A 24,494-nucleotide genomic window follows, 5' to 3' on the forward strand; every position below is an offset into this window, starting at 1 on the left:
AGCGAACAAGGGCTTGCTGCGGCCGGATCAAAACGCTGGGGTGAACCGCAGACCAACCCAATAGGTCGTGGGCACCGAATAGCTGTCCTTGAGCAGGTTCTGCCCCGGGCCGGTCACGCTGGTGATGCGGCTATGGGTGAGGTTGCTGACCTGGCCGACCAGGCTGAGCTGCTTGCTGATGGCATAGGTCGCGCTGAAGTCCAGCTGCGAGCGTGGCGACCAGTACAGATCCTGCCAATCGATATTGCTGACGATGGCGCGCAGCGCCTTTCCCTGGCGGTTGTAGGCCGCGCGCAGTTCCAGGCCGCCGCTGTTGTAGAACACCGTGGCGTTGGCGGTGTAGTCCGGCTGGCCGACTAGGTTGTCGAGCTTGCGCTCGCGCTGGGTGACATTGGTGCCGCTGCCCACGCTGTATGGCACGTCGAGGCTGCCATCGAGCACGGCAACATTGGCACTGAAGCCCACACCGCTGAGCCACGAAGCAAGCGGTGCCAGCGTGTTGACGATGCCGTTGAATTCCACACCGCGGATGCGTGCCTTGGCGGCATTGGCCGGCGTGCTGATCAGCGCATTGGCGTAGGTGGTGCCGTCGAAGGTGTAGCTGTCGGTGCGCGAAAGGGTAAAGATTTCGTCCTGGATGCGCTTGTCGAACACCGCCGCAGAGGCGAACGCATCGAAATCTCCAGGCAGGCGCCATTCCAGCGACAGATCCAGGTTATTGGACACGCGCGGCTTGATATCCGGGTTGCCGATGGTGACGGTGACGTCTTGTGCATTCGGGTTGCCGGCGTCGGCGGTGTTGACGAAGCCGATCGAGGTGCGGGCGGCATACGCATCGTACGGCGGGCGGCCCAGCGTGCGGCTGGCACCGGCGCGCAGGTCCAGCGCGTCGGTCAGGTGGTAGGTCATGATGGCCGACGGCAGCAGATAGTCGTAATCCGCGCTGGTGGGATTGTCGACATACACATATCGGTTGGTGGCGGTATCCAGCTGCCGCTGGCGACCGACGATGTCGAGCCTGGTGCTGTCCAGATGCACACCGGCCTGCACATTGAGCCGGTCGCTGCGATAACTCACCAGGCCGTAGCTGCCGAAGATCTTCTCGGTGTGCGCGAAGTTGTCCTGGTTGCTGAAGGCCTGCTGGTCGGTGCTGTTGAAAGCGCTCAATGGTGTGTTGGCCAGCACGCGGCTGGCCTTGTCCGGATCGATGGTGAGCAGGTTCAGGCCGGCGTAGCGCATCGGCGCCGTGCCGGTGCCGGCCACGTCGGCCAGGCCCAAGACCGGCGCGCTGGCATTGGGCTGATATTCCACGCGATAGATGTCGTAGGACGGCTTGTCGGTGGTGTACGACACGCCTGCCGCAACGCCAATGCCCTGATCGCTTTCGCCCTGATTGAAGCCGTAGTCGAGCCGACCGGTGAGGATGCGATCGGCGGCGGTGCGTTTGTAGTCCGGCCGCCAGTACGACAGGCTGTAATTGTCGAGGTTGTTGTAGGCCTGCGGCGACACGCCAAACCGTTGATCGAACCTGGAGGTGTCGTAGTTGAATGCGTAATTGGGCGTGGCATTGAGGGTCACGCCACTGCCGGTCTGCCCCACCGGCACCGGCGCGGCGCGGCTGATGCCGGTGGCGTACTTGATCATGCGGATCGGCTCGTCGTAGGTCGCATCCGACCACGCACCGCGCGCAGAGAATTGCTGCCGGTCGGTCGGCCGCCAGAGCGTTCCCAACTGCGCCACCTTGGTGCGCGTGGTGACGATCTGGTTGGAATAGCCCACCTCGATATCGCCGCCCGGATAGCTGCCGGACGTGGCGGTCTGGTTGAACACCTGGTTGCGGTTACGCGGATCGATGATGACCTCGTTGCGCTCCATGTTGTCCTTGAAATAGTAGTAGCCGGCCATGGCATAGGCTTCCAGCGCCGCGCTGGGCCGTAGTTCGAACTTGCCGGTAACGCCATAGCGGTCGCGCTGGTTCTGCACGTACCAGTACTTGTCCTGCTGCGGCACCGCCCAGCCATTGCCGAGATTGGCACCGGTCTGCAGCACGCCATTGTTGTCGTAGAACCCGTAATGCACCGTATCGGTGGTCATATGGGTTTCTGTGTAGCTGCTGAGCGTCTGGCAGTTGGCCGACAGCGTGAGCCCGTATTGCTGCTCGCTGCCGAAGGTACGGCTGCCGGTGGCATTCAACCGGTAGCCGAGATCGTCCTGGTCGCGCGGCTTGCCCACATCGTTGGCGTGGCCGAGCGCCGCTTCGGCGCTGAAGAACGGCTTGCCACCATTTTCGAATGCGCTGCGCGTCTTGAGGTTGATCGCACCGCCGGTGGCATTGGGATCAAGATCCGGCGTAAAGGTCTTGACCACCTGCAGCTCGCTGACCATCGAAGCCGGCAGCAGATCCAGCCGCACGCCGCGGGTGATCGACCCGAGCGTGCCGTTCGGCGTGCCGGGCGATGCGATGGTCAGCCCGTCGATGGTGACATTGTTGTACGACGGACCCAGGCCGCGCAGCACCGGCATGGCTGCTTCGTCGCGCGGATGCTCGTTGTCGGTTGCGGGCAGTACCGACAACCCCGGAACGCGACGCAGCGCTTCCACAATCGTGCTGTCCGGCAATGCGCGCACATCGGTGGCACTGATCACATCGGTGATGTTGGTCGCCGCACGCTTGCTCTCCACTGCGGCGGCGTTGGCGCGCCGTACGCCGGTGACCTGCATGGCATCCAGCGTCTGCACACCGGTTTTGGTTGCGGCGGCTGGTGCATCGGCGTTGGATACCTCACCCGGGGACGCGGCGGATTCTGCGCCTGCCGCGTCGTCCGGTGCCGCGCTAGCGTCTGCAGGACTTACAGATGATGCAGGCGACGATGAAACGGTGCGCTCTGCGCTAGCAGACATCGCGTTGGTCTGCGCCTGCAACGCTGGTGAACATGCCGCGATGGCGACGGCGAGAACGGTCAAGTGAAAACGGCACGAATCGGAGCGCTGCATGGAATCCCGGGATCGCGCAGCAAGGGCGCCACGCCTGTGAGAAAGCACGCCACCGTAGCCAGTAGAAATGACCCTTGCGTGTCGCTTGCATCGCACCGCCAAGACAATGCGCAGCGGTGTCGCCAGATACGAAGCAGGTCGTCGGAGTCGCAACGACCTTCAGTGCGGCGCTTCAAAAGTCCCTCTCCCGGCCGGAGAGGGATTGGGGTGAAGGTACGGAGCGAAGCCACTTGGCCATCGATGACACCAGGCTTCGCACCTACCCTCATCCGCCCCTGCGGGGCACCTTCTCCTCCATGAAGGAGGACAATGTCCCGACGGGAGAAGGAATCGCTTACGGCACCGCTACGTTTGCGACCTTATCCCTCTTCACTCCTGCCGCGGGCGATCAAAGCCCCTCTCCCGGCGGGAGAGGGGTTGGGGATAAGGGTGCGGAGCGAAGCCACTCAGCCATCGATGACATCAGGCTTCGCAGCTACCCTCATCCGCCCTGCGAGGCACCTTCTCCTCCATGAAGGAGGACAATGTCCCGACGGGAGAAGGGCCAACGCATCGCCTTATGGCTGCACCACCGTGATCGTCGCGGGCGCGGTGCGCCCCACCCCGCGCAATTCCGGCCGGTACATGTCTTCCACCAGCGACGGCGGCACGGTGTAGGTGCCCGGTGTGACTGCGCGCACCAGGTAATACAGCTGGGCCTTGCTGCCTTTGGAAAGCGCCAGCGCGGCCACGTAGCGGTCGTCGCGGAACTCTTCGTGCTTGATGTCGGCAGCGCTGGAACGCTCGCTGATGCCGATGCCGTCCACCACCACGTCGGCCCACTGCTTGGCATCGCCCAGGTTGAAGTTTTCGATCTCCAGGCCGGCCGGCAGCAGGTCGGTGAGCAATGCATCGGGCATCGATTCGTTGGCGGTGATGGTGACGCGCACGATCAGCGCCTCGCCTTCCTTCAACGCGCGCGGCGTCCACGGCTTGCCATCGGTGGTGTACCAGCTGCGCTCCACGCTGAGGTGGCGCGTATCTGCCTCCGGTGCGCTGCGCGGGATGCCGGCCACTTCCAGGCTGGCGTACATCGGCGCCTCGCCCTGCGGTGCGAACTGCACACCGCGTGCAAGCGCGGCGCTGTCGAAGCTGCGCCCGAACACGCGCACCGGAGCGATCTGCTGGGCGTCGCCACCAATGGTCAACGTGCCGGACACCTGCTTGCCCTGGCCCACCATCAAGGCCTTGCCCAGGCGCGCCAGGGCGACCTGTTCCTGCGTGCTCAGCCACAGTGGGCCACCGGCGCGGCGTGCATCCAGCGCACGACCCAGCGCCACCGCGCGGGTGTCGTACTCGGGCTTGGACAGGCCACGCTCGTGCAGCAGGGCCATCATCAAGGCATCGTCGCGGATCGCACTGCCGTAGTCGCCGAAATACGGCGGCCGCTCGGAACTGTCCTTGGCAAAGCCGGCCTTGATCGCCGCCTCGCCGCGCTTGGTGTCGCCCTGCAGCAACAGCGCCGCTCCCAGGTGCACCAGCGACAAGCCGGTGAGCGCCTTGTCGCGCTGGTTGTCGTACAGCGCGCGCAGCGTGCCCAGCGGGGCGCGGTTGACGCGTGCCAGCACGTAGCCGGACCAGGCCTGGTTGGCGAACTTCAGATTGTCGCGGCGGTCCTGCCCATAGAACTCGTTGCCGCCGGAGAGCAGATCTTCGCTCAGGCGATTGAGCGCCTTCTGCAGCACGTTGTCGGGCACCGTGAAACCGGCATCCTTGGCGTCGAGCAGGAACTCGGCGATGTACGGCGTCAGCGCCGGATTGACGTAGCCGTCGTCGCCCCACATCGAAAAATGCCCGCTGGCGATCTGCATCGACGCCAGCCGCCCGAACGCGCCTTCCATGCGTTCGCGGCGCTTGGCCGCATCGAGCCCCTGGGTGCCGAGCGCCTTGGCGGTGGCGTCGTCGAGCAACAGCGCCGCATAGCCCTTGCTGGTGGTCTGCTCGGCGCATCCATACGGATACTCCAGCGCACCCTGCAGCGCGCTGGCGAAGGGAATCGGCGGCAGCGGGCTGACCACCATGCGCGCGGTGACCGAGCCGGCCATCAGGCCATCGGCAAAGCCGCTGTCCAGGGTGATCGGCGCCAGCGGATCGAGCACGCGCGTCTGCGCACGCAGCACTTGCGGCCAGCCGGCACGCACCGGCAATTCATAGCTGCGGTCGGCCTTGAAGCCGTTGCCATCCACGCGCACGCGCACCTTGGCCACGCTATAGCCTTCGGTGGCGGTGAGCGGAAAGCTCAGCGTCTGCTTGGCATCCACGTTCAACTTGATGCTGCGCGTCGCCTCGGCAATCGCCAGCGGGCCGATGCCGTCCACGCGCACATTGAACTCGCCGGGCTTGCCGGTGAAGTTCTGCACGTCCAGCGTCACCGTGCTGCGGTCGCCCGGCGCCATCACGCGCGGCATGCTGGCCTCGGCCAGGATCGGCGCACGCACGACGGTTTCCATGTCGCGGTTGCCGTAGCGCGAGTCCGAATACACCAGCGCAGACACCCGCAGGGTGCCATTGAAATCCGGCACCGGCAGTTGCACGCGCGCATTGCCACGGGCATCGAGCTTCACCGAGCCGGAGAACAGGTCCACGGTCTGCACGCGCGCAGTGGGGCGCTTGGCCTGCGGCAGTGCTTCCAGTGCCATGTCGCCACCAAACTTGAGCTTGCCGCTGGCGCCTTCGAAGCTCTCGATCACCCGGCCATAGATATCGTAGGCATCGGTACCCAGGCGCCGCTGCGCGAAGAACTGCGCATTGGCATCGGGCACCGGGAAGCGAGTGATGTTGAGGATGCCCACGTCCACCGCCGAGATGGTCACGTGTGCGGCCTTGCCGGCCAGCTCGGGCACGCTCACCGTCACCGGCAATGGCTGCTCCGGGCGCATCTGCTTGGGCGCCGACAGACCCACTGCCACGCGCCGGGTCTTGCGTTCCATCGGCACGAACGCCACGCCCACCGCGCGTGCGGGCGTGATCTTGCTGGGGGCGGTGCCGCCGCGGAACACCAGCGCGGTGACATACACATCGTGGCGCTCCCAGCTGTCGGTCACCGGAATCTCGAACGTGCTGCCCGGCTTGACGTCGATGTCCTGCACGTACAGCAGCTTGTCGCTTTCCACCAGCAGCACGCCCTTGCCGGCATGCGGCGGGGTCAAGGTGACCTTGAGCGTATCGCCGGCGCGGTAGCCGGTCTTGTCCAGGGCCAGCTTGACCTTGTCCGGGCGCGCGTCCAGGCCGCGATTTTCGTCGTTCCAGCTCCAGCCGGCGCGGAACGGATAGCGCGTGGTCAGCCCGGTGGCCGGGTCGAACACATCCAGGCGGTACTCGCCCCACTCCACCGGGAAATCCAGCTTGGCGTTGCCGCTGGCCACGTCGATGGTGCGCGTGTCCTTGTTCTCGAAGCGGCGGGTGAAGTCGTAGTCCCAATGGTCGTCGGTGTAGTTCCAGTGGTAGTCGCGCAGCTCCCGCACCAGCGTGGCCTTCAGGCCCTTGGCCGGCTGCGGCTTGCCATCGGCATCCACGCGGGTGATCTCGAAGCGCGCGTTGGCATTGGCATCGGCGCCGTCCTTGTCGTCGAACAACGGGCGCACGCCCACCAGCGCCTTGGCCGGCCACAGCACGCGCTTGAGCGTGCGGGTGACGGTACGCCCGCCGGTTTCATACACGCTGCCGGAGACCACCGCGGCAATCGTACTGACCGGTTTGGCCTCGGCCGGCAGCGCGATGTCTTCGCGCAGGATGCCGTCGCCGCCGAACTCGGTATCGATCACGTCCTTGGCCTCGCGCGGCAGCTCCAGCGTGGGGTCGCCGAAGAACCAGCCCGGCAACGACTCCAGCGGGTGCTGCTCCACGCTCACCGCCAGCTTGGCGGTGAAGCGGTTGCCATCGGCCGGCGCGCCGTACAGGTACGCGGCATTGGCCACCAGCTTGAACGGCTGGCCGGCGCTCAAAGTCTTCTGCGTGCTGTCCAGGTCCAGCTTCATGCGCTCGGGCAGAAATTCTTCCACGCGCACGGTCATGCCCTGCACGGCCTCCTTGCTGGCCGGGTCGGTGCGGAACTCCACCTGCCAGCGGCCGGTCGGCGCGTCGGCGGGAATCTGCTGGGTGAACTCGAAATAGCCCTGTTCGCCGGGTTGCAGCTTGGTTTCGCGGAAGGTCTTGCCGTCGGGCTGCTTCAGGCGCAGGAACACCGGCTGCGGCTTGGTGGGCTTGCCGTCGTTATCGCGCAGGATCGCAGAGACGCGCATGGTCTCGCCGGGGCGATACAGGTCGCGCCCGGCCCAGGCGAATACGTCGAACCACGCGCTCTGCCGTCCGGCCACCGCAAATTCGCTCAGGTCCAGCGCCGGCTGGTTGAACGGCAGCATGGACAGATCGGTCTTGCTGCGCGCCACCAGCACATGGCCGGCATCCAGCGTGTAGTTGAGCAGCGCATTGCCGTTGCCGTCGGTAGCGCCCTTGAGGAACAGCTCGCCCTTGGCATCCAGGATGCGGATTTCCACGTTCTTGATCGCCTCACCGCTTTGCAGCGAGGCGGTGTGCACGAACAGCTTGTCCTTGTAGGCGCGCGTATGCAGGCCGATGTCGCTGACGGTGAAGAACGCGGTATCGAATTCGTTGCCGAAGCTGCCGGCGCGCTTCATCACCGCAAAGTACAGGCCCGGCTCCTGCAGCTCCTTGATGTCCTGCGTGGGCAGGTAGGTCAGCACGCGCTCGTTCTGCTTGCCGCCCAGGATGAACCGGTTGACGTAGACCGGGTCGGCCAGCTTGGACAACGGCTCCTTGCCGCTGTACTCGCTCTCCAACTCCCAGCTGCCGCGGCGCCCGCCGCGCTGAAAATGCTGGAAGAACGCCGGCAGCGACTTCTCGCGCACGCGCAGGAATTCCACGTCCACTTCCGGCACGTTGACCGACACCACCGGCAGGCCGCGGCTTTCGCGCGCGGGCAGCACGCTGCCCTGCGAGGCGAACCCGGCCACCGGCTGCAACTGGCCGGTATAGACCTTTTGCTTGAGCGGCTTGCCCAGCCGGCTGCCGTCGGCGGCCAGCAGGTTGGCGTCGACCAGTACCGTGTAGTCCTTGGCGGCCTCGACATACGGATAGCGCAGGGTCTTGCCGTCGTCGGACAGCGACCAGCTGCTGTCGCCGTTGCCGACCTTTTCCTCGAAACGCACCAGCGCATCGAAATCCTGCGTGCCGACCAGCGGCCGGGAGAATTCAAGCGCCAGCGACACGCCATCGCTGGTCTGGTCGGGATAGGCGCGCGCCAGCGCAAAACCGGTGATGGCCTGCGTGTCGCCCTTGATCGCCTCGCCGCTGGCCGCCGGCAGCTGGCCGCTCTCATTGCGCCTGCAGGCCACGCTGCCCAGCGCCACCGCCAGCAACGCCACCCACAGCAGCATGCGCTGCATGCCCGACGCCCTCATCCCTGATCCCCGGCTGTCCATTCGTGCTATCCCATGACTGAGGCGCCCAGTATAGCGACGTGCCTCACCCGCATGCGTGGCGCGGCAGCACAGGCATCGCTCCTCTGGCGCTCCGCGTCCTGGTCTTCAGCGGCCTCGGGCAGGGAGTCCTGGCGGTTGCTGGATCGGCTGCGCGCAGGCGCATCGAGCAGGGCACCTGGACTCGATGCGTCTTGGGTGGGCTGAAAGGGATTTCCCAACAGCCCCTCATCCGCCCTTCGGGCACCTTCTCCCGCACGCGGGAGAAGGGGGGCCAGGCTGGATGGACGTCTATCTGGCCCGCACGCGCGTCATTGCCCCAAGTGGCCAGCAACGCCACCAAGCTCATGCCTCTCCCTTCCCCCATTTGACGGGAGAAGGTGCGCGAAGAGCGGATGAGGGGGTGGTTCAAGGAAATACGAAGGCTCTCAGCAACGCCGCGATGCTCGTGCCCTTCCCTTCTCCCGTTCGCGGGAGAAGGTGCCCGAAGGGCGGATGAGGGGGCGGTTCACGGGAATACCAAGGCTCCCAGCATCGCCGCGATGCTCGTGCCCTTCCCTTCTCCCGTTCGCGGGAGAAGGTGCCCGAAGGGCGGATGAGGGGGCGGTTCAAGGAAATACCAAGGCTCCCAGCAACGCCGCGATGCTCGTGCCCTTCCCTTCTCCCGTTCGCGGGAGAAGGTGCCCGAAGGGCGGATGAGGGGCAGTCCACGCCGCCACGCCGGAGTTTGCAGCAGGCATCTCAGCGCAGCAGTTGTCGCATGTACAACGCAATCAACGCCGGCTTGTCCAGGCGCAGGCACGCCTGCACGTTCGGTGCGCCTGGCACTTCGCGGGTGTAGCCCTGCGCGTCCACGTCCAGGTGCAGCGGGGTGGTCGGACATAGCTGCGGCTGCAGCAACCAGGCCACCGGCACCACATCGAACACCGTCGGGGTGGCGCTGGCCCAGGGCTGGTCGGTGTTGCGCCATTGGTAGTAGAGCTGGGTCAGCGCATCGGTCAGACCGTCGCCATGCGCGAACAGCGCGATACGTTCGGGCTCTTCCAGCCCGACCTGGGTGGCATCCAGCGGTAGCAGCACGATGGGTACGCCCGCAGCGAACACCCGTTGCGCCGCAGGCACGTCGGCCAGGATGTTGTATTCCGGTGCCGGCGCACTGGCCGGGCGATACGCGGACTTGCCGTAGCCCGCCCGCGCCGAGCCGCCCATCGCCACGATGCGCTTGAGCTTGGCAAAGCCGGCCGGATCGCGTTGCTGCGCCAACGCGGCATCGGTCATCGGGCCCAGCACCAGCAAGGTCACTTCGCCCGGATGACGCCGCGCCTGCTGCAGGATCATCGCCGCCGCATCCGGCAACCCGGCCGGCAGCTGCCCCTTGGCGGCCCAGCGCGCTTGGCTGAAGGCAATCGTGCTGGTCGTGGGTGCCCCCACCGCCAACGCAATCTCGCCGCGCCCGGCCTGCTGCAGCAAGCGCTGCAACAACTGCGCACGCAAGCGGGTGTCGCCCCAGGCCGAGGCAATACCCAGCACGTCCAGCTGCGGGCTGCGCAACAACAGGCCCAACGCGAAGGCATCGTCGATGTCGTCGCCGATGTCGGTGGAAACAACCACCTTCTCGGCCGCCAGCGGCACGGCTGCGCGCGGTTCGGCCGGTGCAGGACGTTGCGCCCACGCAACGCCGGACACGCACACCATCGCCACCATCACCCATACCCGTTGCCGGATCCGCTGCATGTCCTCACTCCTGCCGCCATAAAAAAAACCGCCGGCAGGATCGCCGGCGGCTGGATGCTGCTACACGCCGGCGCCGATCAGAAATTGGCGCGGAACTGCGCACCGACGATGCGCGGGTCGTTGATGAAGCCGGTGAGGTTGTTGAAGTCGATCGCACCGGTCACGCGGATCTGGTTGGTGCAGTTGCGGCAGAACACCGACAACTCGTACGCACCGGCACCCCAGTTGTAGCCGATCTTGGCGCCGCCTTCGACCAGCGGCGGGCCGGTGAATTCCTTGGAGTCGTACAGGAAGAAATTCACCTCGCTGCGGTAGGACCAGTCGGTGTAGAAGAACAATTCACCGTCCTCGCCCATCGGGATGCCGTAACGCAGCGTGGCGTTGGCCATCCACTTGGAGGCCTGGGGCAGGTCGTTACCATCGATCAGCGCGCGGCCGGCCGCGTTGAGCGGGTCGGTCACGGTGCAGGTACGGCACACGCCCACCGACAGGCTGGGATCGTCGATGCGGGTCCAGTTATAGGCGCCGCCGGCGGTCACGCGCAGGTTCTGGGTGAGCAGCGCCTCGAAATCGAACTCGGCGCCGCGCGCCTTGGTCTTGTCGGCATTGAGCAGGCGCACGTCGTTGGACGCGCCGCCCACCGCGGTGAGCTGCTGGTTCTTGACCCGAAAATCGTAGATGTCGAAGCTCAGGCGCGCACGGTTGTCGAACAGGTCGGACTTGATGCCGATCTCGAACGAATCCACCGTCTCCGGCTCGGCCACGGTCAGCGGTGCGGTGGCCGACGGCACGCCGAAGCTGGCCCCGCGGAAACCGCGTGCCGCGCGTGCATACACATTGACGTCGTCGTTGATGGAGAACGTGGCCGCCAGGTCGCCGGTGACCTTGGAGTTGTCGGTCTCGCCGCTGGACGGGGTCTGCAGCACGACGCGATCCAGCGCCAGCACGTCGAAGGTCTTCTTGTCGTAGGTGTAGCGGATGCCGGCGCGCAGGTTCAGCCGGTCGGTGGCCGCGTAGTTCAACGAGCCGAACGCCGCCCACGAGGTATTGCGCTGGCGGGTCAGCTGGTAGCTGGCCAGGGCGCCGCCACCGAAGGTGTTGTAGGTGTAGTTTTCGCCTTCCACATCGTCGTGGAAGTAGTACAGGCCAGCCTGCCAGTTGAGCGGGCCCGCGTACTGCGATTCGGCACGCAGTTCCTGGCTGTACTGATCCAGGCTCTTGATGCCGCCGGCGGTTTCCACCGGGAACGGAATGACGCCCGGGCCGGACGGCGGCGCGAACACCGCGCCGAAGCCGCCGTCGATGTCGCCGCGGCTGTAGTACTTGCCAATGCCTTCGTAGGCGGTGATCGAGTGCAGCGCGATGTCGCCCAGGTCCCAGGTCAGGTTGGCGCTGCCGCCGTAGGTCTGCAGTTCCTGAGTGTTGGCGCCGTCGATGAAGGATTTTTCCGCATCGAAGCCATCCACCAGCTGATTGGTGCCGGGCTGGATGATGTTGGCGCGGAACAGCCGCGCGGTGCCGTCCAGGTGGCGCGCATGCGCATTGAACAAGGCGCTGAAATCGTCGCTGGCCTGGTACAGCAACTGCAGGCGCACGGCCGAGTCGGTATAGCCTTCCAGGTCGCGGCCGTCGCGGTTTTCCACCCAGTCGTCGCGGCGCTGGCCCAGTGTGGACAGACGCGCCGCCCAATGCTCGCCCATGGCGATGCTCAAACCGCTTTCCAGGGTCATGGTGCCGTAAGTGCCGTAGGACAGGCTGGCGTAGCCGTCGTTGGCGCCGATGGTCGGCTTGACCGAATTGAACTTGACCACGCCGGCCGGCGTGTTGCGGCCGAACAGCGTGCCTTGCGGGCCGCGCAGCACCTCCAGGCCTTCCAGATCGAAGATCGGGAAGCCCTTCAGGAAGGCGTTTTCCTGCACCACGTCGTCATAGATCAACGACACCGGCTGCGAGGCATAGGTGTTGAAATCGGTGTTGCCGTAGCCGCGGATGTACACGCGCGGGAACACGCGGCCGTTGGACGATTCGATGTTCAGGCTGGGCGCCTTGCCGGCCAGCACGCGGATATCCGAGCCACTGGTGGCGATGGCATCCAGGAATTCCGGCCGCAGCACCGAGGCGGACACCGGCACGTCCTTGGAATCTTCCGAACGGCGCTCGACGGTCACCTTGACCGCATCCAGGCGCACGACACCGTCGTCGCTGGGCGCCTGCTGCGCGGCAGCGTGGAGCGGGAGGAAAGAAGCGACGGCAACGGCAAGCGCGCTGATCTTGAACGACCGGCTGGCTGACATGGGAAGACTCCGGATTCTGGTGGCGGGGCGGCTGCCTGGCCTGCATGCCGCGGTGCAACAGAATTAACACGATTTACACAATTATGGCAGAGCCCGTACGAAAAAGTTTTCATAATTCGACGTTGCGTTCGAATTAATGCAACACCCCAGTGCAATTCGTGCGCCAGGTCGATGCCAATCTCCCGGCCGCACGTTCGCGTGACGGCGTCCGTAGCGGTCGCTCGTCCGCATCGGCGACGCGCGGCCGCCGCTCACTCACTGCGGCGCGGGCACCCGCACCCAGCCTTCCATCAGCACCCGCGCACTGCGGCTCATCAGCGCCTTGGTGACCTGCCACTGCCCATCGACCCGTGTCGCCTCGGCCCCCACCCGCAAGGTGCCCGATGGATGCCCGAACCGCACTGCCGAGCGTGCCGCGCCGCCGGCCGCCAGATTGACCAGCGTGCCCGGCACGGCCGCCGCGGTGCCGATGGCGACCGCCGCGGTGCCCATCATCGCGTGATGCAGCTTGCCCATCGACATCGCCCGTACCAGCAGGTCGATCTCGGCCGCATGCACCGGCTTACCGCTGGAGGCGACGTAGTCCGCAGGCGGCGCGACGAAGGCCACCTTGGGCGTGTGCTGGCGCGTGGCCGCCTCTTCCAGTCGCGCGATCAAGCCCATGCGAACCGCACCGTGGGCGCGCAAGGTCTCGAACATGGCCAGCGCACGCGGGTCGCCATTGATGGCGTCCTGCAGTTCGGTGCCGGTGTAGCCCAGGTCGCGCGCATTGACGAAGATGGTCGGAATGCCGGCGTTGATTAGCGTTGCATCGAGCCGGCCAAGGCCGGGAATGTCCAGCTGGTCGATGAGGTTGCCGGTGGGAAACATCGCCCCGCCCTCGCCTTCGGCATCGTCGGCCGGGTCGAGGAACTCCAGCTGCACCTCGGCCGCCGGAAAGGTCACCCCGTCCAGTTCGAAGTCGCCGGTTTCCTGCACCTGGCCATCGCTCATCGGCACGTGCGCCACGATGGTCTTGCCGATGTTGGCCTGCCAGATCCGCACCGTTGCCACGCCATCGCGCGGCAGCGTTGCGGCATCGACCAGGCCGCTGGCAATGGCAAACGGCCCCACTGCCGCCGACAGGTTGCCGCAGTTGCCGCTCCAGTCGACGAACGCGCTGTCGATGGACACCTGCCCGAACAGGTAGTCCACATCATGATCCGGCCGCGCGCTGGTGGAGACGATCACGCTCTTGCTGGTGCTCGAGGTCGCCCCGCCCATGCCATCGATCTGTTTGCCATAGGGATCGGGGCTACCGATCACCCGCAGCAACAGCGCATCGCGTCCAGCGCCGGGCTGCTGCGCCGCTGCGGGCAGATCCTGCAGCCGGAAGAACACGCCCTTGCTGGTGCCGCCGCGCAGGTAGGTGGCAGGGATGCGGATTTGCGGAAGATGGGTCATGGGTGAGAGCCCGGGAGTGGGTATTGGGGATCAGCGCGGCGATATGACGCCGGTAGCCATTGACGTTAGTGCGCTCGCGCTGCCGATGTCGCTTGCAACGAATCTCGATTCCCGACTCCCGATTCCCGGCTCTCCAGAAAATCCTGCGCAAACCGCTGCAGCACGCCACCGGCGTCGTAGATCGAGACTTCCTCTGCAGTGTCCAGCCGGCAGGTGACCGGCACCTGCAGCAGCTCGCCATCGCGCCGATGGATCGACAGCGTCAGCGTGGCGCATGGCGTACGCTCGCCGGTCACGTCGAAGGTCTCGCTGCCATCGATCCCCAGGCTCTTGCGATCGGTTCCAGGTTTGAATTCCAGCGGCAGCACACCCATGCCGATCAGGTTGGTACGGTGAATCCGCTCGAAGCCCTCGGCCACGATCACTTCCACGCCCGCCAGCCGCACACCTTTGGCGGCCCAGTCGCGCGAGGAGCCCTGCCCGTAATCCGCGCCGGCAATGATGATCAGCGGCTGCTTGCGCGTCATGTAGGTTTCGATCGCTTCCCACATGCGCAGCACCTGGCCCTCTGGCTCCAGCCGTGCCAGCGAGCCGGCGACGACCCGCCCATCGACCACCGCCATTTCATTGACCAACTTGGGGTTGGCGAAGGTGGCGCGCTGCGCGGTGAGGTGGTCTCCGCGGTGGGTAGCGTAGGAATTGAAGTCTTCCTCCGGTACGCCCATCCGCGCCAGATACTCGCCGGCCGCACTGCCGGCCAGGATCGCGTTCGATGGCGAGAGATGATCGGTGGTGATGTTGTCGCCCAGCACCGCCAGCGGCCGCATGCCGCGCAGGGTGCGTGCACCGGCCAGCGCGCCCTCCCAATACGGCGGGCGGCGGATATAGGTACTTTGCGGGCGCCAGTCGTATAGCGGGCTCACGCGGAGCCCCTGCCCCACGCTGCGCTTGAACATCGGGTCGTACACGCTGCGGAAATGCTCCGGCTTGACGCTGCGCGCCACCACCGCATCGATCTCCGCATCGCTGGGCCACAGGTCCTTCAGCGTCACCGGCACCCCGTCCGCATCGATGCCGAGGACATCCTTCTCGATATCGAAGCGCACCGTGCCGGCGATGGCGTAGGCAATCACCAGCGGCGGCGAAGCCAGGAACGCCTGCTTGGCGTAGGGATGGATGCGGCCATCGAAATTGCGGTTGCCCGACAGCACGGCGGTGGCATACAGATCGCGCTCGATGATCTCCTGCTGGATCGCCGGATCCAGCGCCCCGCTCATGCCGTTGCAGGTGGTGCAGGCGAACGCCACGATGCCGAAACCCAGTTGCTCCAGCTCACCCAACAAGCCAGCGTCTTCCAGATACAGCTGCACCGCTTTCGACCCCGGCGCCAGCGAGCTCTTCACCCATGGCTTGCGGGTCAGGCCGCGCGCATTGGCATTGCGCGCCAGCAGGCCGGCAGCGATGACGTTGCGCGGATTGGAGGTGTTGGTGCAGGAGGTGATCGCGGCGATGATCACCGCGCCATCGGGCATCTGCCCCGGTACCTCGTCCCGTTGCCCCGCGATACCGCGTTGCGCCAACTCGGTGGTCGCCACGCGCTTGTGTGGGTTGGAGGGCCCGGCCATGTTGCGCACCACGCTGGACAGATCGAACTGCAGCACGCGCTCGTAGCGCGCGGTCGCCAGGTCGTCCGCCCACAGGCCGGTGTGGCGTGCGTAGGTTTCCACCAGCGCCACCTGCGCATCGTCGCGGCCGGTCAGGCGCAGGTAGTCGATGGTCTGCTGGTCGATGTAGAACATCGCCGCTGTGGCACCGAATTCCGGGGTCATGTTGGAGATGGTGGCGCGGTCGCCGATGGTCAGCGCACTGGCACCGGCGCCGAAGAACTCCAGGTAGGCCCCCACCACGCGCTGCTGGCGCAGGAACTCGGTCAAGGCCAGCACGATGTCGGTGGCGGTGATACCCGGCGCCGGCCGGCCGGTCAGCTTCACCCCGATGATGTCCGGCAGGCGCATCCACGAGGCGCGCCCCAGCATCACGTTCTCCGCTTCCAGCCCGCCCACGCCCACCGCGATCACGCCCAACGCGTCCACATGCGGGGTGTGGCTGTCGGTGCCCACGCAGGTATCCGGAAACGCCACGCCGTCCAGTGTGTAGATCACCGGCGACATCTTCTCCAGATTGATCTGGTGCATGATCCCGTTGCCTGGCGGAATCACTTCCATGTTCTCGAAGGCGCGCTTGGTCCATTCGATGAAATGGAAGCGATCGGCATTGCGGCGATCTTCCACATCGCGGTTCTTGGCGAACGCCTGCTTGTCGAACCCCGCATATTCCACCGCCAGCGAGTGGTCCACGATCAGCTGCACCGGCACCACCGGATTGACCTGGGCCGGGTCGCCACCCTGCTCGGCGATGGCATCGCGCAGGCCGGCCAGGTCCACCAGGGCGGTCTGGCCAAGGATGTCGTGGCAGACCACACGCGCCGGAAACCACGGAAAATCCAGCTCGCGCTTGCGCTCGATCAACTGGCGCAGGTAGGCCTCCAGCATCTGCGGTTCGGCGCGGCGCACCAGGTTTTCGGCGTGCACGCGTGCGGTGTACGGCAATGCCGCATACGCGCCGGGCTGCAACGCATCGATGGCGGCGCGTGCATCGAAGTACTCCAACGACGTGCCCGGCAAGGGCTTGCGGTACTGGCTATTCATGGCTGGCGATATCACAAAGCGGGCGGGGTCTGTTGCTGTTGCTGTTGCTGTTGCTGTTGCTGTTGTTGCTGTTGTTGCTGTTGTTGCTGTTGTTGCTGTTGTTGTTGTTGTTGCTGTTGTTGTTGTTGTTGCTGTTGCTGTTGTTGTTGCTGTTGTTGCTGTTGTTGCTGTTGTTGCTGTTGTTGCTGTTGTTGCTGTTGTTGCTGTTGTTGCTGTTGTTGTTGCTAGTGCTGTTGCTCCCATTCACGACGCATTGCATGCCGCTCTCCCTTCTTCCGCCGGGCGGGAGAAGGTGCCCGAAGGGCGGATGAGGGGAACTTGCAAGCAGCCGTCAGCCGCGCTGATCCAGCGGCACGAACACCTGATCCTCCGGACCCGTGTAATTGGCCGAAGGCCGAATGATCTTGCCGTCCACGCGCTGCTCGATGATGTGCGCGCTCCAACCAGCCGTACGCGCCAGCACGAACAGCGGGGTGAACATCGCGGTCGGCACCCCCATCATGTGATAGCTCACCGCACTGAACCAGTCCAGGTTGGGGAACATCTTCTTGATGTCCCACATCACGCTCTCCAGACGCTCGGCGATGTCGTACATCTTGCGGCTGCCCTGCTCCTCGGAAAGCTCGCGCGCCACGTCCTTGATCACCTTGTTGCGCGGATCGGACACCGTATACACCGGATGCCCGAAGCCGATCACCACTTCCTTGCGCTCCACCCGCGCCTTGATGTCGGCCTCGGCTTCGTCCGGCGTGTCGTAGCGCTTCTGCACTTCGAACGCCACTTCGTTGGCGCCGCCATGCTTGGGACCACGCAGCGCGCCAATACCACCGGCAATGGCGCTGTACATGTCGCTGCCGGTACCGGCGATCACGCGGCAGGCGAACGTGGACGCATTGAACTCGTGCTCTGCGTACAGGATCAGGCTGGTGTGCATCGCACGCACCCACGAGTCCTTCGGCGCAAAGCCGTGCAGTAAGTGCAGGAAGTGCCCGCCGATCGAATCGTCATCGGTCTCCACCTCGATGCGCTTGCCGTTGTGGCTGTAGTGATACCAGTACAGCAGCATCGAACCCAGCGACGCCATCAGCTTGTCAGCGATGTCGCGCGCGCCCGGATGATTGTGGTCGTCCTTTTCCGGCTGCAGGCAGCCCAGCACCGACACGCCGGTGCGCATCACATCCATCGGATGCGCCGACGGCGGCAATTGTTCCAGCGCCGCCCTCACTGCCGCCGGCACGCCGCGCAGCGAGCGCAGCTTGGCCTTGTAGCCGCGCAGCTCGCCGCTGTTGGGCAACTTGCCGTGCACCAGCAGGTAGGCGATCTCCTCGAACTCGCTGGTGGTGGCCAGGTCGAGTATGTCGTAACCGCGGTAGTGCAGGTCGTTACCGCTGCGCCCCACGGTGCACAGGGCCGTATTGCCGGCGGCAGTGCCGGACAGGGCAACGGATTTCTTCGGCTTGAAACCAGGATTGACGGTGTCGTTCATGCAATGAGCTCCCAGACTATGTCGTATCGCGGTGTGACTGACGAGGTGGCAACGAAGGTGATCAGCAGAACGCGATCATGCGCCTTTGCGTGCAAACAAGGCATCCAGCCGCTGCTCGTAATCGTGATAGCCGATGCGTTCGTAAAGCTCTTCGCGCGTCTGCATGCTGTCCAGCACGGCCTGTTGATGCCCATCGCGACGGATCGCGGCATAGACCGCCTCGGCGGCCTTGTTGGCCGCACGGAAGGCCGACAACGGAAACAGCTGGATCGCCACGCCGGCCTGCGCGAGCTGGTCACGGGTGAATAACGGCGTCTTGCCGAACTCGGTGATGTTGGCCAGCACCGGCACCTTCACCGCATCGACGAAGCGCCTGTAGGTCTCCAGGTCGTAGGCGGCCTCGGCAAAGATGCCGTCCGCGCCGGCCTCCACGCAGGCGATGGCGCGCTCGATGGCAGCTTCCACGCCTTCCATCTGGATCGCGTCGGTGCGCGCGATCAGGAAGAACGCTGGATCGGTCTTGGCATCGGCCGCCGCCTTGACCCGGTCCACCATCTCGCCCTGGCTGACGATCTCCTTGCCCGGCCGGTGGCCGCAGCGCTTGGCGCCGACCTGGTCTTCGATATGGCAGCCGGCCGCACCGGCCTTGATCAGCGATTTGATGGTGCGTTCGATGTTGAATGCGCTTGGCCCGAAGCCGGTATCCACGTCCACCAGCAGCGGCAATGCGCAGACGTCGGTGATGCGACGCACGTCGATCAGCACGTCCTCCAGCGTGTTGATGCCCAGGTCCGGCAAGCCGAGCGAACCGGCCGCCACCCCACCACCGGACAGATAGATGGCCTGGTAACCGGCCCGCTGGGCCAGCAGCGCATGGTTGGCATTGATCGCGCCGATCACCTGCAGCGGCGACTCGGCGGCCAGCGCTGCGCGAAAGCGCGTGCCGGCGGAGGTGGTGGGCGAAGACGTCATGGCGATTCCTGCGGTGAGATGGGGGGACAGGCGCAAAGGCCGTGCCAACGGCAAATAGTTGATTTTGCTATCGCAAGCCGCCTTTAATGTTGCAAGAACGCAACATCCAGCGCAGCATGCAACACAACTGAAACATGGCTTGCCAGTGCCCAGGACCTCACCGAACGACTCCATGGAGTCCACCCCACCCACCATCTGGACCGTCAGCGTCTCGCGGCTGACCGGCCTGCTGGCCGACGTCATTCCCGAATTCGACCAGCGTGCGCGCATCGAGCAGATCAACCTGGGCTTTGCCGACGCGGTGGAGGTCATCAGCCAGCGCCTGCGCCGCGAGCGCTGCGATGCGCTGGTCGCCGGCGGCTCCAACGCCGCCTACCTGCGCAGTCGCCTGCCATTGCCGCTGGCGCCGATCCAGGCCACCGGCTTCGACCTGATGGAGGCGCTGGCGCGCGCGCGCCGCATCGCCCCGCGTATCGGCGTGGTGACGCATGCCAGCGACGTTCCGTCGTTTCATGCCTTCCAGACCAGCTTCGACCTGGACATCGAACACCGCCGCTTCGTCACTGCCGAAGATGCGCGCGACTGCATCGCCGACCTGCGCACGGCGGGTATCCAGGTCATCGTGGGCACCGGCATGGCGATCGATTTCGCCGAACAGGCCGGCCTGCCCGGCGTCTTGCTGTATTCGGCCGCGTCGGTGCGCCAGGCGCTGGAGCAGGCCATCGCATTGGGCAGCGCCTCCACCAGCCTGCCGCCGCGCACTGCGCGCAGCGGCACGCGCCGCGTGCGCCGCAACGACGCCCTGCTTGGCGAGGACGCCCCCATGCTGCAGGCACGCGACCTGGTGCAGTTGTACGCCCCCCACGCGGGGACCGTGCTGATCAGCGGCGAGACCGGCACCGGCAAGGAACTGGTCGCGCGCCAGCTGCACGCCGGTAGCCGGCGTCGCGGCCGCTTCGTCGCCATCAACTGCGGCGCCATCTCCGAATCGCTGCTGGAAGCGGAATTGTTCGGCTACAGCGATGGCGCCTTCACCGGCGCACGTCGCGGCGGCCAGACCGGCCTGATCGAAGCCGCGCACGAGGGCACCTTGTTTCTCGATGAAATCGGCGAGCTTCCCACGCCGATGCAGACCCGCCTGCTGCGCGTCCTGGAGGAGCGCGAGGTGCTGCGTGTCGGCGCCACGGTTCCAGTGGCGGTGGACGTACGCGTGGTCGCCGCCAGCCTGCAGGAACTGCACGCCCTGGTCGAGCAGGGCCGCTTCCGGCGCGACCTGTTCTATCGCCTGGCGGCATTGCGCATCGCCCTGCCCCCGTTACGCAACCGCCCCGACGCCATTGCGCTGCTGCTTGCGCATTACTTCCAGCAATTGGGCAATAGCACCTCACCCCTGTCCGAAGACGCCCTGCAGCGGCTGCAACAGCACACCTGGCCCGGCAACGTGCGCGAATTGCGCAACCTGGTCGAACGGCTGTGCATCCATTGGAAAGCGCAGCCAGGCAATCGCCTGAGCCTGGAACAACTGCAGCGCTGGGCGCCCGAACTGTTCGAAGGGCATCCCCATCAACAGACCGCTCCGGTGACGCAAACGGACCTGTCCACCTCGCGCATGCAACTCACCGCCGCAGCGGTGCGCATCGCGCTGGATCGCGCCAACGGCAACCGCGCCATCGCCGCACAGGCACTGGGCGTTTCGCGTACCACGCTGTGGCGCTGGATGCAGGCAAACCGACGCACAGCAGACTCGTAGTCATCAGCTCGCGCACGCAGTCACGCGTACGACGCTTCTCCAGCAGCGTCGTCGGCAAGCGATGCGCCTGCACATGCATTGCCTCCCTGGGCAACCACGCCTGCAACGGCACCGCAGCGCCCCGCCTCGGCGTCACTTGACCCGCGTGTATTCGGTATCGCCAGTGCTCAAACGCCCGGTCGCCTCATCGATCGCATAGTTGACGGTGCCGCTGCCACTGGACACCTGCAGCACGCCCTTGGTCAGCAGCGCCGGGTAGTTCCTGGTCTTGGCGCCATTGCCAAACAGTTCCGGCGTGGTGTCGCGGATGATGAAGCTCTCGCCATTGTGCTCGATGCTCAGCACATGCTTCTGCGACTTCACGTCCACCCACTTGCCCACGTACTGCTCGCCGACATCGCGCGCGCAACCAGCCAACAGCAACATCGCAACCAGCGCACTTCCCAGCAGCGTCTTCATCGCCACTCCATCTCGAACGGGGGCCTTGCAGGATGGCAACTCCTTGTCGAGCTCGCAACAACCGGGGACCAGCTGGGCGATGGGCAACGCGCCGGGCCGCAGCCACCATTCAGACCGCAACGCCGTGCACGACGAGACCTGCGGCCGACCATTGATCCTGATTGCCAATCTGCGGTAATGCGCGCTCCTGCCATTACCGAGCGACCCGATGACCGTCCATGCGTACCCACGCCTGCAGGCACTGCAGGCGATCGCCACTTGCATCTACGGACGTCGCTGGCGCGCACCCGCGGCACGCGCGATGGGGGTTTCGCTGGAAACGCTGGAAAGCTGGTTGCACCAGCGCACGATCATGCCCACCGGCCATATCGAACTCATTGTGCGGCTTGGACGCATGCACGCCAGGCGCTGCATTGCGCACTGCGATGCCATTGAAAGGATTGAGCGCGACCCACTGCTCGACTCCTAGCAGACAGAAAACGCGGGCACAAAAAAACCGGCGCATGGCCGGCTTTTTCTTCGCGTCGAAATCCGTGGACCCGCTGGATTTCAATGGTGGGCGGTACAGGGATCGAACCTGTGACCCTTGCCGTGTGAAGGCAATGCTCTACCGCTGAGCTAACCGCCCGGTGACGCGAGCCGCACATTATAGGGCAGCGGCAGCCATCGTCAATAGTTGTTTACCGGGCCCTGTCATGCGACGACACAGCGGCTGCATCGCCTGACCCGACTACGGCGGCGCAGCGGATGGGCCTTGCGCCTTGCGCACCACCCCGCCACGCCAACGCCCCATTTCACATGGTGTGCGTGGGCTTGTCCGAGGTGGTCAGGCCGGCCAGCAGGGTTTCGATCTTGTTGCGCACCGCCTCGCCTTCCGGGCCGTCCGGGAACTGCACGCCGATGCCGGCGGCGCGGTTGCCCTGCGCACCGGCGGGCGTGGTCCAGATGACCTTGCCGGCCACCGGCAGGCGCTCGCTGGAATCGGGCAGGGTCAGCAGCAGGAACACCTCGTCGCCCAGCATGTAGCGCTTGGGCGTCGGGACGAAGATGCCGCCGCCTTTGACGAACGGCATGTAGGCGCTGTAGAGCGCCGGCTTGTCCTTCAACGCCAGCGACAAAATGCCTTGGCGTGCATTCATTGCACTCATCGAGTTCCCCTAGAACGTGCCTGGCGCTCTCCCTCGCGCCAGGCCAGCAGCAATTCCGTCACTGCCAGGTCGGCGCGGACGGTGGTGCGCAACAGATCGCGGGTGCGATTGGCGGCGTCGAACCAGGTCGCCAGCTTGTGCAACCGCGGCGGATCGGTCAAGCCGGCCGATGCCTGCGCCAAGGCCAGGTCGGCGGCATGGCGCAGCCGCTGATCGGCCTGGCCGTCGTTGGTCCAGCGCTGCGCGACATCCACCGCGCCGGCGCGACCACTGGCGATCTGCTCCAGGTCCTGCGCCACCGCGCGTCGCACCGCCAGGCCGTCCTCGCGCACCCACTGCATGGCCAGGCCGGGATGACCGCGCGCGGCATCCAGCGCTTCCTGCGCGGCGCGCGCCTGGACACCTTGCGCCAGCAGCCACTGCAGCGCCTCCTGCGCCGGCGGCAGCTTGAATTCCAGCCGCTGGCAGCGACTGCGGATCGTGGCCGGCAGGCGTGCCGGCTGGGCGCTGATCAGCCACAGATAACGCCCCGGCGAGGGCTCTTCCAGGGTCTTGAGCAGGGCATTGCAGGCGGCGCGATTGATTGCATCGGCCGGGTCGACGATCACCACCTGGGCGATGCCGTATTGCGGCGTCAGCGCCAGCTTCTGCGAAATCTCGCGCACCTGCTCGATGATGATCTCGGTGCGCAGTTTGTCGCCGGTGCGGTTGGGAATGAAGGAGATCAGCTGCAGGTCCGGATGGGTGCCGGCGGCGATCAACTGGCGCGTGCGCTGCGCCAGCGCCGGGTCTGGCGAACTGGCCAGCACGTGCTCGGCCAGCGCCAGGGCCACCTCGCGCTTGCCCAGGCCTTCGGGGCCACAGATCAGCAGCCCGTGCCCGAGCCGGCCGGCGTCCAGTGCCGCCACGGTCTGGTCGAAGGCGCGCTGCTGCCAGGGCGAAAACGCGGCGGTCATGGCGTGGGCTCCTTGTGCGGCATCTCGGGCAGGCGGCGGCGTTGCAGGTAGCGCGCCACCGCGGCGTTGTGCTCGGCCAACGTGGCCGAGAAGGCGTGGGCACCAGTGCCGTCGCCCACGGCCACGAAGTACAGCGCATCGCCGGGAGCCGGGCGCACCGCCGCCAACAGCGCCTCGCGGCCGGGCATGGCGATCGGCGTCGGGGTCAGACCGGTGCGCGTATAGGTGTTGTAGGGCGTGTCGGTGGTGAGGTCGCGGCGGCGGATATTGCCGTCGTAGCTGCTGCCGATACCGTAGATCACAGTTGGGTCGGTCTGCAGCTTCATGCCCAGCTGCAGGCGGCGCAGGAACACCCCGGCGATCAGCGGCCGCTCGCTGCCCAGCGCGGTTTCCTTCTCGATGATGGACGCCAGGATCAGCGCCTGCTCCGGCGATGTCAGCGGCAGGTCGGCTGCGCGCTGTTCCCAGGCCTGCGCCAGCGCCTTGTCCATCGCCGCGTGCGCGCGCTTGAGCACATCCAGATCGCTGTCGCCGCGCTGGTAGAGATAGGTCTCCGGCAGGAAGCGCCCTTCCGGGTGCTGACCCGGGAATCCGAGCCGCGCCATCAGCGCTGCATCGTCCAGGCTGCCGATGGTCTGCTGCAACGGCGTGGCGGTGGCCAGCGCGGCGCGCAGCTGGCGGACATTCCAGCCTTCCACCAGGGTGAAGCGGTACTGGATCACCCGTCCCTGACGCATGCGCGTCAGCAGCTCGCGCGGCGACAGCGCCGGCGCCAGTGCGTATTCGCCCACCTTGAGCTTGCCGGCCGCACCCACCTGGCGCGCCAGCAACTGCCATTCCAGATCCATGCCCTGGGTGATGCCGGCCGCGCGCAGCTTGCGCAGCGTGGCCTTGAGCGAATCGCCGGGCGCCACCACTACGCTGGGCGCGGCGGCCTTGGCCGGCGTGTCGGCGAACTGCAGGTAGTGCCGCCATGCCACCAGCGCGGCAATCGCCACTAGCGCCACAAGCAGCACTGCCGTGCCCAGCACGGCCAGACATCCGCGTTTGCCAGTCACCGCCACACCCACCTC

General features: G+C 65.9%; 15 protein-coding genes and 1 tRNA gene. 3 read left to right on the forward strand and 13 right to left on the reverse strand.

What is annotated here, in order from left to right; translation table 11 throughout:
• Positions 1 to 27: 27 nt before the first annotated feature.
• From XcodCFBP4690_RS03910 to acnD, 6 genes are all read right to left on the reverse strand, one after another.
• On the reverse strand, positions 28 to 2,994 hold the full coding sequence (locus tag XcodCFBP4690_RS03910; RefSeq protein ID WP_104539751.1) for a TonB-dependent receptor: 2,967 nt from the start codon (positions 2,992 to 2,994) through the stop codon (positions 28 to 30).
• 557 nt (positions 2,995 to 3,551) lie between these two features.
• The gene (locus XcodCFBP4690_RS03915; RefSeq protein ID WP_208622685.1) at positions 3,552 to 8,453 is read right to left on the reverse strand and encodes an alpha-2-macroglobulin family protein; all 4,902 of its coding nucleotides are present in this window, start codon (positions 8,451 to 8,453) and stop codon (positions 3,552 to 3,554) included.
• A gap of 759 nt (positions 8,454 to 9,212) precedes the next feature.
• Positions 9,213 to 10,205: a nucleoside hydrolase gene (locus XcodCFBP4690_RS03920; RefSeq protein WP_104539753.1), complete on the reverse strand. Its 993-nt coding sequence runs from the start codon at positions 10,203 to 10,205 to the stop codon at positions 9,213 to 9,215.
• Between the two features lie 77 nt (positions 10,206 to 10,282).
• Positions 10,283 to 12,499, reverse strand: a complete 2,217-nt coding sequence (locus XcodCFBP4690_RS03925) for a TonB-dependent receptor (protein ID WP_104539754.1) — start codon at positions 12,497 to 12,499, stop codon at positions 10,283 to 10,285.
• A 255-nt stretch (positions 12,500 to 12,754) separates the two neighbouring features.
• Positions 12,755 to 13,942, reverse strand: a complete 1,188-nt coding sequence (gene prpF / locus XcodCFBP4690_RS03930; protein ID WP_104539755.1) for a 2-methylaconitate cis-trans isomerase PrpF — start codon at positions 13,940 to 13,942, stop codon at positions 12,755 to 12,757.
• A 65-nt stretch (positions 13,943 to 14,007) separates the two neighbouring features.
• A complete protein-coding gene (gene acnD, locus XcodCFBP4690_RS03935) occupies positions 14,008 to 16,650 on the reverse strand; it encodes a Fe/S-dependent 2-methylisocitrate dehydratase AcnD (RefSeq protein ID WP_104539756.1) in 2,643 nt (880 codons plus the stop codon).
• A 32-nt stretch (positions 16,651 to 16,682) separates the two neighbouring features.
• Between acnD and XcodCFBP4690_RS22660 the strand changes: the two genes are divergently transcribed.
• A complete protein-coding gene (locus XcodCFBP4690_RS22660; RefSeq protein WP_167394466.1) occupies positions 16,683 to 16,961 on the forward strand; it encodes a hypothetical protein in 279 nt (92 codons plus the stop codon).
• A gap of 20 nt (positions 16,962 to 16,981) precedes the next feature.
• Here XcodCFBP4690_RS22660 and prpC read toward each other — a convergent pair whose 3' ends face one another.
• The gene (gene prpC, locus XcodCFBP4690_RS03945) at positions 16,982 to 18,136 is read right to left on the reverse strand and encodes a bifunctional 2-methylcitrate synthase/citrate synthase (protein WP_104539757.1); all 1,155 of its coding nucleotides are present in this window, start codon (positions 18,134 to 18,136) and stop codon (positions 16,982 to 16,984) included.
• 75 nt (positions 18,137 to 18,211) lie between these two features.
• Positions 18,212 to 19,108, reverse strand: coding sequence for a methylisocitrate lyase (gene prpB / locus XcodCFBP4690_RS03950; protein ID WP_104539758.1), 897 nt, complete (start codon positions 19,106 to 19,108; stop codon positions 18,212 to 18,214).
• Between the two features lie 145 nt (positions 19,109 to 19,253).
• Between prpB and prpR the strand changes: the two genes are divergently transcribed.
• Positions 19,254 to 20,858: a propionate catabolism operon regulatory protein PrpR gene (prpR, locus tag XcodCFBP4690_RS03955; RefSeq protein ID WP_410049730.1), complete on the forward strand. Its 1,605-nt coding sequence runs from the start codon at positions 19,254 to 19,256 to the stop codon at positions 20,856 to 20,858.
• Between the two features lie 132 nt (positions 20,859 to 20,990).
• On the opposite strand, the gene XcodCFBP4690_RS03960 is transcribed toward prpR, so the two are convergent.
• Complete coding sequence (locus tag XcodCFBP4690_RS03960) at positions 20,991 to 21,317, reverse strand: hypothetical protein (RefSeq protein WP_104539760.1); 327 nt, start codon at positions 21,315 to 21,317, stop codon at positions 20,991 to 20,993.
• A 301-nt stretch (positions 21,318 to 21,618) separates the two neighbouring features.
• Between XcodCFBP4690_RS03960 and XcodCFBP4690_RS22665 the strand changes: the two genes are divergently transcribed.
• Entirely contained in the window at positions 21,619 to 21,786 is a 168-nt protein-coding gene (locus XcodCFBP4690_RS22665; protein ID WP_167394467.1) for a hypothetical protein, read from the forward strand.
• Positions 21,787 to 21,870: 84 nt separating this feature from the next.
• On the opposite strand, the gene XcodCFBP4690_RS03970 is transcribed toward XcodCFBP4690_RS22665, so the two are convergent.
• The 4 genes from XcodCFBP4690_RS03970 to mltG all read right to left on the reverse strand — a co-directional run bounded on the left by XcodCFBP4690_RS03970 (position 21,871) and on the right by mltG (position 24,491).
• Positions 21,871 to 21,945 (reverse strand) — tRNA-Val (locus tag XcodCFBP4690_RS03970).
• 166 nt (positions 21,946 to 22,111) lie between these two features.
• Positions 22,112 to 22,465 carry a PilZ domain-containing protein gene (locus XcodCFBP4690_RS03975; RefSeq protein WP_003483889.1) on the reverse strand — a complete coding sequence of 118 codons (354 nt, stop codon included), beginning with the start codon at positions 22,463 to 22,465 and terminating at the stop codon, positions 22,112 to 22,114.
• A complete protein-coding gene (locus tag XcodCFBP4690_RS03980; RefSeq protein ID WP_104539762.1) occupies positions 22,462 to 23,421 on the reverse strand; it encodes a DNA polymerase III subunit delta' in 960 nt (319 codons plus the stop codon). The genes XcodCFBP4690_RS03975 and XcodCFBP4690_RS03980 overlap by 4 nt, the downstream gene beginning before the upstream one ends.
• Entirely contained in the window at positions 23,418 to 24,491 is a 1,074-nt protein-coding gene (gene mltG, locus XcodCFBP4690_RS03985; RefSeq protein ID WP_104539886.1) for an endolytic transglycosylase MltG, read from the reverse strand. The genes XcodCFBP4690_RS03980 and mltG overlap by 4 nt, the downstream gene beginning before the upstream one ends.
• Between the last annotated feature and the right edge of the window lie 3 nt (positions 24,492 to 24,494).

Source organism: Xanthomonas codiaei (assembly GCF_002939785.1).
In the GTDB taxonomy this organism is placed as follows: Bacteria; Pseudomonadota; Gammaproteobacteria; order Xanthomonadales; family Xanthomonadaceae; genus Xanthomonas; species Xanthomonas codiaei.